The following is a 14,883-nucleotide window of genomic DNA, read 5'->3' on the forward strand; positions in this document are numbered from 1 at the left end:
CCTCACAGACTTCGTTGCCGCCTACAATTTCGGCCGCCGGCTGAAGACCCTTAGGGGGCTCACACCCTACGAGTTCATCTGCAAATGCTGGACTTCAGAGCCAGAACGATTCAGGCTCGATCCAATCCATCAAATGCCGGGACTAAACACCTAGCCCGCCTTCTTCAACCACAGGCGTGGATCACTTCTCCGGTCTGCGTCCGGCGAGAGTGCGGCGCAGAGATCAGCCATCGCCGCGAGGTTGTGAATCGGCCTGAACGAATCGACATGCGGCAGCATCGCCCGGATGCCGCTGGCCCGCGCCTGAAAGGCATCGAAGCGCAGCAGCGGATTGAGCCAGACGAGCTGGCGGCAGGAGCGGTGCAGCCGGTCCATCTCGAAGGCGAGCTCGCCATCGAGATGTCGCTCCAGCCCGTCGGTGAAAAGCAGCACGATCGCCCCGCCCGAAAGCACGCGCCGCGACCAGACGCGATTGAAGCTGTGCAGGGCATCGGCAATGCGGGTGCCACCTTCCCAGTCCGGCGCTGCCCTGCCGGCAAGGGCCAGCGCCTCGTCAGGGTCCCGCGCCCTCAGGCCCCGCGTGACATTGGTCAAGCGCGTGCCGAAGACGAAGGAATGCACCCGGCGGCGCTTCTCCGTGATCGCGTGCAGGAAATGCAGAAAGATGCGCGAATACTCTGCCATCGAGCCCGAGATATCGACGAGCGCGACCACCGGGGGATGGATCTCGGCGCGCTCGCGAAATGCGAGGTCGATCGAGCCGCCTCCCCCCCTGAGCGAACGCCGGAAGGTGCGGCGTGGGTCGATGCGCGCGCCGACATGCGATGCCTGGAAACGCCGCGTCGGCACGGTATCCCGCGGCAGGCGCAGCTCGGACATCAGCTGCTTGGCCTTGGCGATCTCCGCCGCACTCATCTGGGCGAAGTCGCGTGACTTCAGCATTTCGCGATCGGAGACGGTCAGGCGCGCCGAAAGCTCGGTCAGTTCGACCGGGGGTTCGTCACGCTCGTCTCGCGGCGGAGCAAATGCTTCAGCGACCCGCAACGCACCCGCTTCCGCCTTCTCCGGCTGACTATCCGCCCCCGGAGAGACGGGGGACATTTGCGCCATGATCTTCTCGATCAGATTGCGCCGCCGCCAGAACAGACGAAAGGCCTGGTCGTAGATCACGCTGTCCTCGTGCCGCTTCACGAAGATCGCATGCAGCGCCCAGTAAACGTCGTCGCGTGCACCGAGCGCACCATCCGCCAGCGCCTCGACGGCCTCGACCACCGCCCCCGCACCAACGGGCACACCGGCGATGCGCAGCGCCCGCGCGAAATAGACGATGTTCTCAGGCAGCTTGCCGGTCACGAGGTTCTCACCGTCATGGTAGACGCGGATCGCCGGCCAGGGCTTGCCGCGCGATCACGCTGCGGTCTCGGTCATGAAGACCTTCTGCGCAATGACCCATTTGCCGTCGACTTTTACGAAGGAGAGCAGATCCGTGAAATAGCGCGGCGGCATCTGGCATTTTAGCTTCACCAGAGCCAGGGCCGGGCCCACGAGATCGATGGTCAGGATATGGTCGCTGCGCTCCATCCCAGCAGCCTTCGGAGACTGGCGATTGCGCACGGCCTCGAACCACTCGGCGCGCGGCACGATCTTCAGTTCGCCGTGGAGCGATTGGGTCAGTGCGCTTGTTGGATGAAAGATCTGGCTCAGCTTGCCGACATCGCCCTCATAGAGCCCGTCGAGATAAGTCCAGGTAGCGGCTTCGATCGCCTTGATGTCGTCGTTCATCGCTTGCTCCATCATGCGCGGGCCGGTCCCGCGCATCCACCTGCTGCGACGCGAATGAGAGGAAAGACCTGGGTCGGTACACAAGGCCTGTCCTCACGGCAGGCGCGCCTATCCCCGCACGTCGGCCTTCACCTGGTCCAGCAGTTCCTTCACCTTCGAGCCCTGCATCGCCTGGATGTCGTCCTGGTACTTGAGCAGCGCCCCCAGCGTGTCCGAGACGATCGCGGGGTCAAGCGCGACTGCGTCGAGTTCGACCAGCGCACTTGCCCAATCGAGTGTCTCGGCGACGCCCGGCGCCTTGAACAGCTCCTCCTTGCGGATCGCCTGCACGAAGGCGACGACCTGCTTTGCCAGCTTGGCCGGGGCCTCCGGTGCGCGCGCTTTCAGGATGGCAAGCTCGCGAGCCGTGTCGGGGTAGCCGACCCAGTGGTAGAGGCAACGGCGCTTCAACGCGTCGTGGATCTCGCGTGTACGGTTCGAGGTCAGGATCACGATCGGCGGCTCCGCCGCCTTGATCGTGCCAAGCTCGGGAATCGTCACCTGCGCGTCGGCCAGCACCTCGAGCAAGAAGGCCTCGAAGGCCTCGTCGGTGCGGTCGAGTTCGTCGATCAGCAGGATTGGCGCCCCGCCCTCCTGCGGCTCCAGCGCCTGCAAGAGCGGGCGCTTGACCAGATAGCGCTCCGAGAAGATGTCGGATTCGAGTCGGGCACGATCCCCCGCAGCGCCACCCGCCTCCGCGAGACGGATCGCCATCATCTGGCCCGCATAGTTCCACTCATAGACTGCGGAGGCGAGATCGAGCCCCTCATAGCATTGCAGCCGGATCAGGCGCCGCCCGAGCGCGGCCGCCAGCACCTTGGCAATCTCGGTCTTCCCCGTGCCGGCCTCGCCCTCCAGCAGCAGCGGTCGCTTCATGCGCAGAGCCAGATAGAGCACAGTCGCCAGCGCCCGATCGGCGACATAGCCCTGCGATTGCAGGAGAGAAAGCGTGGCGTCGATGGAACCGGGAGTTTTCAAGGGCTTCTCGCGACAAAAGAACAGAGCCGGTCAGGCGGCAGCTATGGCCTCGATCTCGAGAAGCCAAGCCTCGTCGAAGATCCCAGCGATGACGACGGAGAGCGCAACCTTCCGGTCGCCGAGGATCTCCTTGCGCGACTGCCGGCTCTCCGCGGCAAAGCGGCGATCGGACAGAAAGGTCGTGACCTTGACGAGGTTGTCGAGCGTCATGCCGGCAGCGTGCAACTGGGCCTCGATATTGCGCCAGACCAACCGCGATTGCTCGGCAAAGCTCTCCGGCACAGTTCCATCGCGCGTGCTCGGAATCTGCCCGCTGATGTAGAGCTGTCGGCTCGCGCCGGAAACCAGCAGGGCCTGGGCATAGCCGCCGGCTGCTTCGGGCGCTTCGGGCGCCGTGATGACCATCTTGTCCATGTTCCGCTCGCAACCAGCCAATCAGCAAAAATCCTCCCCTGTGTGGGGGAGGATTCCGTCGCAGGTCAATCGGCTTCGGCTATTTGCCCGTCGCCCTGGCAACTGCTTCCCGTGCCATCACGCCAATCAGATGGGCCCGATACTCGGCATCGGCATGCATGTCGGCATTGRTGCCCTTGGCCGTGTGCTTGATGCCATCGAGAGATTTCGCAGCGAACCGGGCCTTCAAAGCGGCCTCGGCCTCCGGCCAGCGGAAAACGCCGCCTTCGCCGGCGCCCGTCACCGCGACACTGACCTCCGAGCCCCGCTTGGCCACGAAGACGCCGACCAGTGCATAGCGGGAAGCCGGGTTGCGGAACTTGGCGTAGCCTGCCTTCGACACCAGCGGGAAGGAGATCCTGACAACGATCTCGCCCTCCTCCAGCGCCGTCTCGTAGAGGCCGGTGAAGAACTCTCCGGCCGTGAGCTTGCGCTTGTTGGTGACAATGGTGGCGCCGAGCGCCATGAGCGCCGCCGGATAATCCGCCGCCGGGTCGTTATTGGCGACAGAGCCGCCAATCGTGCCGCGATGGCGCACATGCGGGTCGCCAATATGCGAGGCGAGATAGGCCAGCGCTGGGATCGCCTCCCGGACGACAGCCGAGTCCGCCACTTCGGCATGGGTCGTCATCGCACCGATAACGACATTGCGCCCCTTGCGCTCGATGCCCCTGAGATCGGCGCAACCGCCGAGATCGACGAGGTGTGTCGGCGACGCGAGGCGCTGCTTCATGGTCGGCAGCAGGGTGTGCCCGCCGGCCAGCAGCTTGGCATCCTCCTTCTTGGCGAGGAGGCCAGCGGCCTGGCGGGCCGTGGCCGGGCGATGATAGGTGAAAGCGTACATCGTGTTGTCCTTTCAGATCACTCGGCGGCCATTCGCTTGATGCTCTTCTGCGCTGCGCGCCAGACCACCTGCGGCGTTGCCGGCATGGTGACCTCCTCATGGCCGAGCGCATCGGTGATGGCGTTGATCACGGCCGGCGGCGAGGCAATCGCGCCCGCCTCGCCGCAGCCCTTGATGCCCAGCGGGTTGGACGGGCACGGCGTCACCGTCATGCCGACATCGAAGGACGGCAGATCGTCCGCACGCGGCATGCAGTAATCCATGAAGCTCGCAGTCACGAGCTGGCCGTCCTGATTGTAGCGCGCCCCTTCGAGCAGCGCCTGGCCGACGCCCTGGGCAATGCCGCCATGGACCTGGCCCTCGACGATCATCGGGTTGATCACGATGCCGAAATCGTCGACGGCCGCCCAGCGCTCGATCCTGGTGATGCCGGTCTCGGGATCGATCTCGACCTCGCAGATATGGACACCGGCCGGGAAGGTGAAGTTCGTCGGATCGTAGAACGCGCCTTCCTTCAGCCCCGGCTCGAGATCCTGCCCATTGAACTTGTGGGCGATGTAAGCCTGCAGCGCACAGGAGCCGAAATCGAGCGTCTTGTCCGTGCCCTTCACGTGGAAGTTGCCATCCTTGAAATCGATATCGGCCTCGTCCGCCTCGAGCACATAGGCCGCGACCTTCTTGCCCTTGGCGATGACCTTGTCGACARCCTTGGCGATCGCGGACATGCCGACCGCGCCCGAACGGGAGCCGTAGGTACCCATGCCCATCTGCACCTTGTCGGTGTCGCCATGGATGATCGAGACATTCTCGATCGGGATGCCGAGCCGGTCGCTGACGAGCTGGGCAAAGGTCGTCTCATGGCCCTGGCCGTGGCTGTGCGAGCCGGTCAGCACCTCGACGGTCCCAACGGGGTTGACCCGCACCTCCGCCGATTCCCACAGGCCGACGCCAGCCCCCAGCGAGCCGACCGCAGCCGACGGTGCGATACCGCAGGCCTCGATATAGGAGGAGAAGCCGATGCCACGCAGCTTGCCGTTGCGGGCCGAGTCGCGCTTGCGCTTGGCGAGCCCCTTGTAGTCGATGATCTCCAGCGCCTTCTTCATCGAGGCAGCATAGTTGCCGGTGTCGTACATCATGATCACCGGCGTCTGATGCGGGAACTTCTTGATGTAGTTCTGCATCCGGAACTTGGCTGGATCCTTGCCGAGTTCGCGCGCCGCAATCTCGACCAGGCGCTCGACCACGAAGGTCGCCTCCGGCCGGCCGGCGCCTCGATAGGCATCGACCGGAGCCGTGTTGGTGTAGACCGCATCGACCTCGCAATAGATCGCCGGGATATCGTACTGGCCCGACAGCAACGGGGCGTAGAGATAGGTCGGCACCGAGGACGAAAAGGTCGAAAGGTAGGCGCCGAGATTGGCCGTCGTCTTCACCCGCATGCCGATCATCTTGCCATCAGCGTCGGTCGCGAGCTCGGCATGGGTGACATGGTCGCGCCCATGCGCATCGGAGAGGAAGGCCTCGGTACGGTCCGAGGTCCATTTCACCGGCCGGCCCACCTTCTTCGCAGCCCAGACGCAAACCGTCTCCTCGGCATAGATGAAGATCTTGGAGCCGAAGCCGCCGCCGACATCCGGCGCGACGACACGCAGCTTGTTCTCCGGCGCAATGCCGATGAAGGCGGAAAGGACGAGCCGCGCGACATGCGGGTTTTGGCTGGTGGTGTAGAGCGTGAAGGCGCCCTCGCCCTGGTCGTAATCGCCGACGGCCGCGCGCGGCTCCATCGGGTTCGGCACCAGGCGGTTATTGACGAGGTCGAGCTTCGTGACGTGCTTGGCCGCCTTGAACGCCTTTTCGGTCGCAGCCTTGTCGCCGAGATGCCAGTTAAAGACCGTGTTGTCGGTAGACTCGGCATGGACCTGGGTCTTCGAGCTCGCAGCACTCGCCGTGTCGACCACCGCCGGCAGCACGCCGTAATCGACGCTGATCGCCTCGGCCGCGTCCCTGGCCTGCGCCAGCGTCTCGGCCACCACGACCGCGACATGGTCGCCGACATAGCGGACCTTGCCCTGAGCCAGCGCCGGATGCGGGCCGGCCCGCATCGGCGAACCGTCCTTGTTATGGATCATCCAGCCGCAGATCAGCCCACCGATCTTATCGGCGGCAAGATCCTCGCCTGTATAGATCCCAAGCACGCCCGGCATCGTCGCCGCGGCCTTGGCGTCGATCCTGTTGAGCGTGGCATGGGCATGCGGCGAACGCAGGAAATAGGCGTAGGTCTGGCCAGGCCTGTTGATGTCGTCGGTGTAGCGGCCCTGGCCGGTGATGAAACGGTGATCTTCCTTGCGGCGGACAGCGGCGCCGATTCCGGTTGCGGACATGGTGTTCCCTCCTCGCACAGCGCCTCTGGCGGACGCCTCATGGCTTGAGAACCGGCCTGCGCGGGAGCGCGCCGGCCGAAGGCGTCACTCGGCAGCCTTGCGCGTCGGCGTCGCCGCCTTGCCCATCGCCTCCGCCCCGGCAGCGATCGCCTTGACGATGTTGTGGTAGCCCGTGCACCGACAGATATTGCCATCGAGATCATCACGGATCGTCGCTTCATCGAGCGAATGGCCACGACGGCTCACCATATCGACCGCAGCCATGATCATGCCTGGAGTGCAGTAGCCGCATTGCAGGCCGTGATGCTCGCGAAATGCCTCCTGCATCGGATGCAGCACGCCGTTCACGGCGAGCCCTTCGATCGTCGTCACCGTGGCGCCATCGACCGAAAGAGCAAGCGTCGTACAGGACTTCACGGCTTTGCCGTCGAGATGGACGACACAGGCACCGCACTGGCTGGTGTCGCAGCCGACATGCGTACCGGTCAGTCGTAGGTTCTCGCGCAGGAGCTGCACCAGCAGGGTGCGAGGATCAACATTCGCGGTGACGGCCTTGCCGTTCACCGTCAACGAAACCGTGGCCATGAGCACATCTCCTGGGACCCTACGTCCGGCGCCCGGCCAGTGACCCTCCCAGCCACTGAAATCCGGAGCCGGAGCCGTTCGCGAAACCTCTAGCCTCATCAGGCAGTTTTTTCTTGGAACAGCTCGAAACGGAATGTGGACCCGGGATTTTGCGCGGTCAAGCGCGATGGCAACAAGATGAAGCGGCGATTTTGCGGACTTTGAGTGCTGTTTTCGCCAAGCATCAACGCTGCACTGCAACAAACACACGCGTACGAAAACGCGCGCGAGAACGGCCTGCATTCGCAGAATGTTAACGCCGGAGATCACAGCTTTGCTGATCGCTATCGAAGCCTTGCTCGGGATCATGAACGTGTCGGTGTCGACCATCTCTGATCAAATCCAGCGGCGCCTGCGCGCCATCGGCTTCGACGAGGCCCAGCGCGAGCGCCTGCGAAGCTATCGCTCCATTGTGGACCGTGTGATCGAGGGCCTCGTTGCCAAGGATTTTGCCCGTGCCTTCGTGATCCATGCGCCCCTGCGCAGCACGGTAGAGCCCGTCGCCGAAACGCTCTATCCGGCCGAAGCCGCACATTTCAAGCAGCTGTTCGATGGAGAGTTCGGCGAAGCCTATTGCAATTCGATCGAGCGCTTATGTGTGCTGGAGCGCGTGGCCAAGGTCGGTCCACGCCCACGGGTCTCGATCGCCTTCGCATTGTACCAGGCGATCTCGGTCGCCAGCCGTTGGCGCCTTGTCCTGTCGCCGAAGAAGGTGGGCCGCGATCTCTACATCATCGAGCGGATCCTGACCTACGACATCAATACCGCGATCACGATCGATCAGCAGATCGAGGCTGGCGAGGCCGAACGGCGCGGACAGGCCCTCGACAACGCCGCTGCGCTGATGAAGTCCCGCATCGGGCAGCTCGATACGACGATCAGCGGCGCGGTCGAGCAGTTCGTCTCGACCTCGTTCGAGACGACCGAAGCCACCAGCTTCATCAAGAATCAGATCGGTAGCCTCGCCCACGCCTCCGCCCTCGTGCGCGAAAAGGCGATCCAGACGGCGGCCGCCACAGAAGAGATGTCGGCCAATATCGCCGAGATCGGACACCGCGCCCGGCAAAGCCTCGCGATTGCCAATCGGGCCGTCGACGACGCGGAGGCGATGAATTCGGCCGTCGCAAGGCTGCGCGAGGTCACCGGCAGCATCGGTACCGTAGTCGGGCTCATCGCCGATATCGCGGCACAGACCAATCTGCTCGCGCTGAACGCAACCATCGAGGCCGCACGCGCCGGGGAGGCTGGCCRAGGCTTCGCGGTCGTCGCCTCCGAAGTGAAATCGCTGGCGACCCAGACCGCCAGCGCGACGCAGGATATTGCCCGGCAGATCGCCGAACTGGCCGCCAGTGCCGAGGTCTGCGGCGTCCGCTCTGCGTCGATCGGCAAGACGATTGGTGAGATCAGGGGCGATTCCGAAGCGATCTCGGATGCCGTCGCCCAGCAAAGCTTCGTCACGACCAGCATCGCCCGCGATGCGGCCGAGGTCGCAAACAGCTCCGACGAAGCCATCGCCAGTGCGACCGCCGTCAATGACGGACTTGCCACGACGGCAAGAGCGCTCCAGCGTGCCAACACAGCCGCGTCGGACATCGCGCTCCAGATCGGAGCGGCGGAAGCGTCCGTCAGCGAGGCTCTCGCGTCGCTGCGCAAGGCCTCGTAGATCACCGAACCGGATAGTGTATCCGGTTCGGTGATCTAACCTCCTGCGTTTGCATCGGATTTTCCGAGAACCGCATCCACGTTTCGGGCCGATGCTTTGGGCGCGCTCAGYCTTCGCTGACCGCCTTGGCGAAATTCGCAAAGAATTCGTCGGCAAGCTTCTTCGAGACCGAATCGATCAGTCGGGATCCAAGCTGCATCAGCTTGCCGCCGACCTGCGCCTCGACCTCGTAACTCAGCAATGTCTGCCCTGCTTCCGCGTCACTGAGCACGACCTTGGCGCCGCCCTTGGCGAATCCGGCGATCCCGCCCTCGCCCTCGCCCGCGATCCGGTAGCCATTCGGCGGATCGAGATCGGCAAGCTCGACCTTGCCGCGGAAGGTCGCCTTCACCGGCCCGAGCTTGACCTTCACCACCGCCGAGAAATGCGTATCGTCGTCCTTGGTAAGCTGTTCGCAGCCGGGAATGCAGGCCTTCAGCACCTCGGCATCGTTGAGCTTTGCCCAGACCACATCCTTGCTGGCGGGTAAGGTGACCTCGCCATTCATCGTCATCGCCACGGCGTCACTCCTCCATCTTGGCTGCGCCGAACGGCCCATATTGCGGGCGAGCGCGCCTCGGGTCTATCCAAGGACCCATTGGTCTATCCTTGATCGGAAAGCGCCAGCCTAGACAAGGGGAGCGAGCCTGCATTGCGCCACGCATTTCCGAACACGCGGAGCCGCCATGACTGACCTGCCCGGTCTCTATGGCGAGCTCTTCGCCGATCACGAGATGGCAAGCCTGTTCGAAGACCGGGCACTTCTGCAAGGCATGCTGGATTTCGAGGCCGCGCTCGCTCGCGCCGAAGCGGCCGCCGACGTCATCCCCGCGGCCGCCGCCGACGTGATCGCGGCGGCCTGCAAGGCCGAGCTTTATGACATCGGCGCCATCGGCAGGGCCGCGACTCTTGCAGGCAACCCCGCAATCCCGCTGGTCAAGCAATTGACCGCCCAGGTCGCTGCGGTCGATCCGGAAGCGGCCAAATGGGTGCATTATGGCGCAACCAGCCAGGATGTGATCGATTCCGGCCAGGCCCAGCAATATCGCACGGCCTACCGGCTGATCCTCCGGCGCTCCGCCCGTCTCGCCCACGCCCTCGCCGAACTGACGAAGCGCCATCGAAACACTCCGATGATCGGGCGCACCTTCCTCCAGCATGCCGTGCCGATCAGCTTCGGCGTCAAGGTGGCGCAGTGGCTTGGGCCGATCGTTCGCTTCCATGACGATTTCATGATCTACGGCCAGGCTTCGCATCAGTTGGGCGGAGCAGCCGGGACCCTGGCCTCGCTCGGCGACAAGGCTGAAGCCGTGCTCCAGAATTTCTGCAGGACGATGCCGGCGATCGGCGCAGTCCTGACGCCCTGGCACACGGAGCGGCACCGGCCGGCGCGGATCGCGGCCGCGCTTGGCATCGTCCTGGGGCATCTCGGCAAGATCGCCCAGGACACGGCGCTGATGGCGCAGACCGAAATCGGCGAACTGGCCGAGCCGGAAGCGCCCGGAAAGGGCGGCTCCTCCGCCATGCCGCACAAGCGCAACCCGGTGCTGTGCACGCTGATCCTCGCCGGAGCGAAGCGCGCTCCGGGGCTGGTCTCGACCATGCTCGCAGCGATGCCGCAGGAGCACGAGCGCGCCATGGGCGGCTGGCATGCCGAATGGCGCACGCTTGCCGAACTCTTCATCATCGCCGGTACGGCACTCCATCAAAGTGTGGCGCTGATCGAGGGCCTGCAGGTCTTTCCGGAACGGATGCGGCAGAATCTCGAGCTCACCCACGGCCTGGTCATGGCCGAGCGGGTTTCGCTCGCGCTTGCGGCGTCGATCGGCCGGGCCGAGGCGCATCACCTGCTCGAGGAGGCAAGCCGCGACTGCGTGGCCAGCGGCAGGCATCTCAAGTCCATTCTCGCCGAGCATCCGGCGCTCGCCGGCCGCCTTGGTGAAAACGAACTCGACATCTTGTTCGATCCGGCGACCTATCGCGGAGCGAGCGACTGCATCATCGACCGGATACTCGCGCTCTACGAAGAAGAGCGCGAGTATATGGACTGACATGCTGCAACTGACCGACGAGGAGCGGGCGATTGCCTCCGGCGCGCGAGGCGGTGGCTCAGCGATGGCCTTGCGTATCGTCGCCGAAGCCGCTCGCCTGATGGGTGCACGGAGGTTGATACCCGTTGCCTCGGCCCATATCGACGGCGCGCTCTACCACGGTGATTCCGGCACGCTCTTCGCGGAGAAACTGGTCGAGGGCGGCGCCAGGGTCGCTGTGCGGGCGACGCTGAATGTCGGCTCCCTCGCCCCCGCCGGCTGTGCCGTGATCCGCCTCGCCGCACATCAGCGCGATATGGCGGCCCGCATGATGCGCGCCTATGAGGCGATGGGCTGCGAACCGAGCTGGACCTGTGCGCCCTACCAGGCCGGACACCGCCCCGCACAGGGCAGCGACGTCGCCTGGGGCGAGTCGAATGCCGTCGTCTTCTGCAACTCGGTGCTGGGCGCGCGCACCAACCGCTATGGCGATTTCCTCGACATCGCCTGCGCGATTGCCGGGCGCGCCCCGGATTACGGCCTCCACCGCGCCGAGAACCGTGTCGCGGAGTTGCTGCTCGACGTCGGAGGGCTCTCGAAGGAGCTGCGCCGGTCGGATGTGTTCTATCCCGTGCTCGGCACCTTTCTTGGACGCGCTGCCGGGAGCACGGTCGTCGTCATTGAGGGGCTTCAGGATTGTACGACCGAGGACCGTCTAAAGGCGCTCGGTGCGGCTGCTGCCTCGACCGGAGGCGTCGGCTTGTTTCATGTCGCCGGTGTCACGCCCGAAGCTCCTGATCTCGCCACGGCACTCGGGGACCGCCCCCCGAAACAGCGCATCGTGCTGACGCATCTGGAGGTGCAGGCGACCCTTGCGCGGCTCTCCACGGCAGGCACCACCGACCGTATCGACGCAGTCGCGATCGGCTCGCCACACCTTTCCCTGAAGGAGATGGGTGAGCTGGAAAACCTGCTCGCGGACCGCACGCTCTCTCGCCCGCTTTACGCCAATACCGGTCGCCACGTGCTCCAACCTCTGGAAGCGCAGGGGCGCCGCAAGCGCCTGGAAGCCGCCGGCGTCATCTTCGTCGTCGATACCTGCGTGGTGGTGACGCCGATCCTGCCCGAGATCGAAGGCGCGGTGCTGATGACGAACTCCGGCAAGTTCGCGCAATATGCACCGGGCAATACCGGCTACGCCGTGACCTACGGCTCGCTCTCCGAATGCGTCGAGAGCGCCGTCGCCGGTCGCCTCGTCAGGGAGCCCCGGACATGGTCTTGAAGGGCGAAATCCTGATCCCCGGCGGCGACGTGAAGGGCGAGTGCCTGGCGCTCAGCGCAGCAATCAGCTTCTGGGGCGGCGTCGATCCGCGCACGGGCATGATCATCGATGCGCGCCATCCCGAGCGAGACCGCAACATCGCTGGCACTGTGCTCGCCCTGCCCGGCACGATCGGTTCGTCCTCTGCCTCGGCCGTGCTGCTCGAACTCGTCCATGCCGGGAACGCGCCCGCGGCGATCCTGATGGATGCGCCCGATGCGATCCTGCTGCTCGGCCTCGTCGTCGCGCGTGAGATGGGTTGGCCGACGCCGCCGGCTCTGCGGCTGCCCGCATCGCAGCAAGCGGCGCTTGCAGGTAAGACGCTTCTGATCAGCAGCGACGGCAACATCGCGGTACAATAGGCCAGGGAGAGACAGGACGATGCCGATCGAGACCATCCGGGGCGAGCCCTTCAATATCCGCTTCGACGGGCCTGAGGACGCACCTGTCCTGATGCTCTCGAACTCACTCGGCACCGATCTGCACATGTGGGATCCGCAGATTCCCGAATGGACCAAGCAGTTCCGCGTCCTGCGCTACGACTCGCGCGGCCATGGCAAATCGACGGCGCCAGACCGGCCCTATTCGCTGGCCGAACTCGCCGGCGACGCGATCGGCATCACGGACCATTTCGGCCTGGACAAGGTGCACTGGTGCGGCGTGTCCATGGGCGGAATGGTYGGGCAATGGCTCGCAACCCATGCCCCCAGGCGGCTCCACCGCGTGGTGCTGGCCAACACCTCCGCCCGGATGGGACCGCCCGATCTCTGGAACGGCCGCATCCGCAATGTCCGCGCCAATGGCATGGGGCCGCTGGTGCAGTCGACGCTGGAACGCTGGTTCAGCCCGGGTTTCCGCGAGCGCGACGGAAAGACCRTGGAGGCCGTGAGTGCGATGCTCACGACCACGCCACCGCTCGGCTATGCGGGCTGCTGCGCCGCGATCCGCGACATGGATCAGCGCGAGGCGATCTCGGCAATCGTCCTGCCCGTGCTGGTGATTGTCGGCGCGCTCGACCCGGCCACACCGCCCGCCGTCGGCCAGCAGATCGCCGATTCCATCCACGGTGCAGAGCTTGTCACGCTCGATGCCGCCCATCTCTCCAATCTCGAGCAGCCCGAGGCMTTCGGCCGGGCTGTTCTCGACTTCCTGAACGCCTGAGGAGGCCGCCATGGACGACGCCACCCGCTATGCCAATGGCATGAAGACCCGCCGCGCCGTGCTTGGTGAGGCCTATGTCGACAAGGCCAGTGCCGGTGTCACCGAGTTCAACCGCGACTGGCAGGAGTTCATCACCCGAACCGCCTGGAACGACATCTGGAACCGGCCGGGGCTGATCAAGCGTGAGCGCTCGCTCATCGTGCTTTCGATTGCAGCCGCGCTCGGCTCCTGGGGCGAGTTCCGAATCCATGTCCGTGGCGCATTGAACAACGGATTGACGCGCGACGAGATCAAGGAAGTGCTGATGCAGACAGCGATCTATGCCGGCGTGCCAGCCGCCAATCACGCCTTCAAGGAAGCGGCCATCGTCTTCGCCGAGGTCGCCGAGGAAGCCGGAGAGGTCTGACGGCCCTTCAGACCTCGGAGAAGCCGCGCCGCCGGTAGACCAGCCCGCTGCCCTGGCCCCGGCCGCCGATCGCCACGACCTCTCCGATCAGGATGCGGTGGGTCGCGACACGGTGCACCTCGATCAGCCTGCAGTCGAAGGCGACAAGCGAGCCGACGAGTGCCGGCGCTCCGGTCACGAGCGTCGTCCACTCGGCCGTCGCGAAACGGGCCTCGCCTTCGATGCCCCGACGCCGCGCAAAGATCTCGGCGAGATCCCCGTCATCGCCCGCCAGCGTGTTGATGCAGAAAGTCCCGCTCGCCTCGATCGCGGCGAGCGTGCGGCTGATGCCGTCGACACAGACCAGCATGGTCGGCGGCGCGTCGGACACCGAGGCGACCGAGGTCGCAGTCAGGCCCGCGCGGCCCGTCGTGCCCCGCGTGGTGACGATATGCACGGCGCTCGTGACCTGCGCCATTGCCTGACGGAAGGCCGGCGCATCAGGAATGGCCGTTACATGGGGCACGGCCTGGAACGTCTTGGTCATCAGCCCGATCTGCAGGAATGGAGGTCTTCGCCGGCTGATGTAGGGATTTTCCGGCGCGATGGCCAGCGCACAGCCGCAATGTCATGCCGTCATGGGCTCCACGGCCCTCGAAATAGATATATCAATGGCGCGCGCCCCTCAATTCTCAGTCGCGGCCGAGCGTCGCCAGCAAGCCGGCGCGCAAGTGCTGCATCAGGGCATCGCTGGCTGCACTCGCCGCGGCAGGATCCTCCGTTGCCAGGGCCTGGGCGAAGGCGACATGATGCCCCGCCGCGGGCACCAGATCGTCCTCGCGCTCGAAATAGTACCAGGCGCGCCGGATCAGGGCCTGCAGCGGTTCGACGGCGCGTGTCGCATAGGGGCTGCGTGCGGCGGCGGCGACCGCCGCATCGAGCTCCTTGTCGAGCCGCATATAGGCATTGGCATCGCCGGCCTCGGCTGCAACGCGCATGGCGCGCGCCTTCTCGATGATGACGATGCGCTCGCGCGGACTCGCCCGCTTCGCCGCATCCGATGCGATCAGCCTCTCCAGCACCTCTCGCGCATCCAGAGCAGCCATGATGTCGATGGCGTTGATGCCGGTGACGACGACGCCCTTGCGCGGCAGGATGTCGACCAGCCCCTGCTGTGCGAGGC

Annotated in this window: 16 protein-coding genes and 1 pseudogene; 7 read left to right on the top strand and 10 right to left on the bottom strand. The window is 65.2% G+C overall.

All coding sequences use genetic code 11. From position 1 onward, the window contains the following. A pseudogene (locus AC1DRP_RS26215) lies at nt 1–154 on the top strand (IS481 family transposase); the annotation flags it as partial. Here the strand turns inward: AC1DRP_RS26215 and AC1DRP_RS26220 are convergent. The 7 genes from AC1DRP_RS26220 to AC1DRP_RS26250 form a co-directional block, all read right to left on the bottom strand. After that, nucleotides 151–1,353, bottom strand: coding sequence for a vWA domain-containing protein (locus tag AC1DRP_RS26220; protein WP_476769985.1), 1,203 nt, complete (start codon nt 1,351–1,353; stop codon nt 151–153). The pseudogene AC1DRP_RS26215 and the gene AC1DRP_RS26220 sit on opposite strands and share 4 nt — an antisense overlap. Nucleotides 1,354–1,407: 54 nt before the next feature. Further along, nucleotides 1,408–1,782 carry a nuclear transport factor 2 family protein gene (locus AC1DRP_RS26225; RefSeq protein ID WP_162768090.1) on the bottom strand — a complete coding sequence of 125 codons (375 nt, stop codon included), beginning with the start codon at nt 1,780–1,782 and terminating at the stop codon, nt 1,408–1,410. Between the two features lie 108 nt (nt 1,783–1,890). Next, nucleotides 1,891–2,799: an AAA family ATPase gene (locus AC1DRP_RS26230; protein WP_113514152.1), complete on the bottom strand. Its 909-nt coding sequence runs from the start codon at nt 2,797–2,799 to the stop codon at nt 1,891–1,893. Between the two features lie 30 nt (nt 2,800–2,829). Next, on the bottom strand, nt 2,830–3,213 hold the full coding sequence (locus AC1DRP_RS26235; protein ID WP_441491442.1) for a RidA family protein: 384 nt from the start codon (nt 3,211–3,213) through the stop codon (nt 2,830–2,832). A 79-nt stretch (nt 3,214–3,292) separates the two neighbouring features. Next, a complete protein-coding gene (locus AC1DRP_RS26240) occupies nt 3,293–4,096 on the bottom strand; it encodes an FAD binding domain-containing protein (protein WP_476769986.1) in 804 nt (267 codons plus the stop codon). Between the two features lie 17 nt (nt 4,097–4,113). Next, the gene (locus AC1DRP_RS26245; protein ID WP_476769987.1) at nt 4,114–6,477 is read right to left on the bottom strand and encodes a xanthine dehydrogenase family protein molybdopterin-binding subunit; all 2,364 of its coding nucleotides are present in this window, start codon (nt 6,475–6,477) and stop codon (nt 4,114–4,116) included. An 84-nt stretch (nt 6,478–6,561) separates the two neighbouring features. After that, on the bottom strand, nt 6,562–7,062 hold the full coding sequence (locus AC1DRP_RS26250; RefSeq protein WP_113514142.1) for a (2Fe-2S)-binding protein: 501 nt from the start codon (nt 7,060–7,062) through the stop codon (nt 6,562–6,564). A gap of 358 nt (nt 7,063–7,420) precedes the next feature. Here AC1DRP_RS26250 and AC1DRP_RS26255 point away from each other — a divergent pair, with 358 nt between their 5' ends. Next, nucleotides 7,421–8,764 (top strand): methyl-accepting chemotaxis protein, encoded by a 1,344-nt coding sequence (locus AC1DRP_RS26255; RefSeq protein WP_476769988.1) that lies wholly within the window; start codon nt 7,421–7,423, stop codon nt 8,762–8,764. A gap of 106 nt (nt 8,765–8,870) precedes the next feature. Here the strand turns inward: AC1DRP_RS26255 and AC1DRP_RS26260 are convergent, their stop codons facing one another. After that, nucleotides 8,871–9,323 carry an SRPBCC family protein gene (locus AC1DRP_RS26260; protein ID WP_476769989.1) on the bottom strand — a complete coding sequence of 151 codons (453 nt, stop codon included), beginning with the start codon at nt 9,321–9,323 and terminating at the stop codon, nt 8,871–8,873. 166 nt (nt 9,324–9,489) lie between these two features. On the opposite strand from AC1DRP_RS26260, the gene pcaB reads away from it, so the two are divergent. From pcaB to pcaC, 5 genes are read left to right on the top strand one after another with little or no spacing between them, the layout of a single operon-like run. Continuing rightward, nucleotides 9,490–10,854, top strand: coding sequence for a 3-carboxy-cis,cis-muconate cycloisomerase (gene pcaB / locus AC1DRP_RS26265; RefSeq protein WP_476769990.1), 1,365 nt, complete (start codon nt 9,490–9,492; stop codon nt 10,852–10,854). Between the two features lies 1 nt (nt 10,855). Next, nucleotides 10,856–12,115: an aconitase X gene (locus AC1DRP_RS26270; RefSeq protein WP_441506189.1), complete on the top strand. Its 1,260-nt coding sequence runs from the start codon at nt 10,856–10,858 to the stop codon at nt 12,113–12,115. Then, entirely contained in the window at nt 12,106–12,516 is a 411-nt protein-coding gene (locus tag AC1DRP_RS26275) for an aconitase X swivel domain-containing protein (RefSeq protein WP_441506190.1), read from the top strand. Before AC1DRP_RS26270 ends, AC1DRP_RS26275 begins: the two co-directional genes overlap by 10 nt. 19 nt (nt 12,517–12,535) lie before the next feature. Then, nucleotides 12,536–13,315, top strand: a complete 780-nt coding sequence (gene pcaD, locus AC1DRP_RS26280) for a 3-oxoadipate enol-lactonase (RefSeq protein ID WP_476769991.1) — start codon at nt 12,536–12,538, stop codon at nt 13,313–13,315. A 10-nt stretch (nt 13,316–13,325) separates the two neighbouring features. Further along, nucleotides 13,326–13,721, top strand: a complete 396-nt coding sequence (gene pcaC / locus AC1DRP_RS26285; protein WP_441506192.1) for a 4-carboxymuconolactone decarboxylase — start codon at nt 13,326–13,328, stop codon at nt 13,719–13,721. A 7-nt stretch (nt 13,722–13,728) separates the two neighbouring features. On the opposite strand, the gene AC1DRP_RS26290 is transcribed toward pcaC, so the two are convergent. Both AC1DRP_RS26290 and AC1DRP_RS26295 read right to left on the bottom strand, forming a co-directional pair. After that, nucleotides 13,729–14,247: a flavin reductase family protein gene (locus AC1DRP_RS26290; protein WP_441491450.1), complete on the bottom strand. Its 519-nt coding sequence runs from the start codon at nt 14,245–14,247 to the stop codon at nt 13,729–13,731. Nucleotides 14,248–14,392: 145 nt separating this feature from the next. Further along, nucleotides 14,393–14,883, bottom strand: a 491-nt coding sequence (locus tag AC1DRP_RS26295) for a GntR family transcriptional regulator (protein ID WP_476769992.1), incomplete at its 5' end; no start/stop codon positions are given.

This window comes from Allobosea sp. 01N443 (assembly GCF_056399325.1).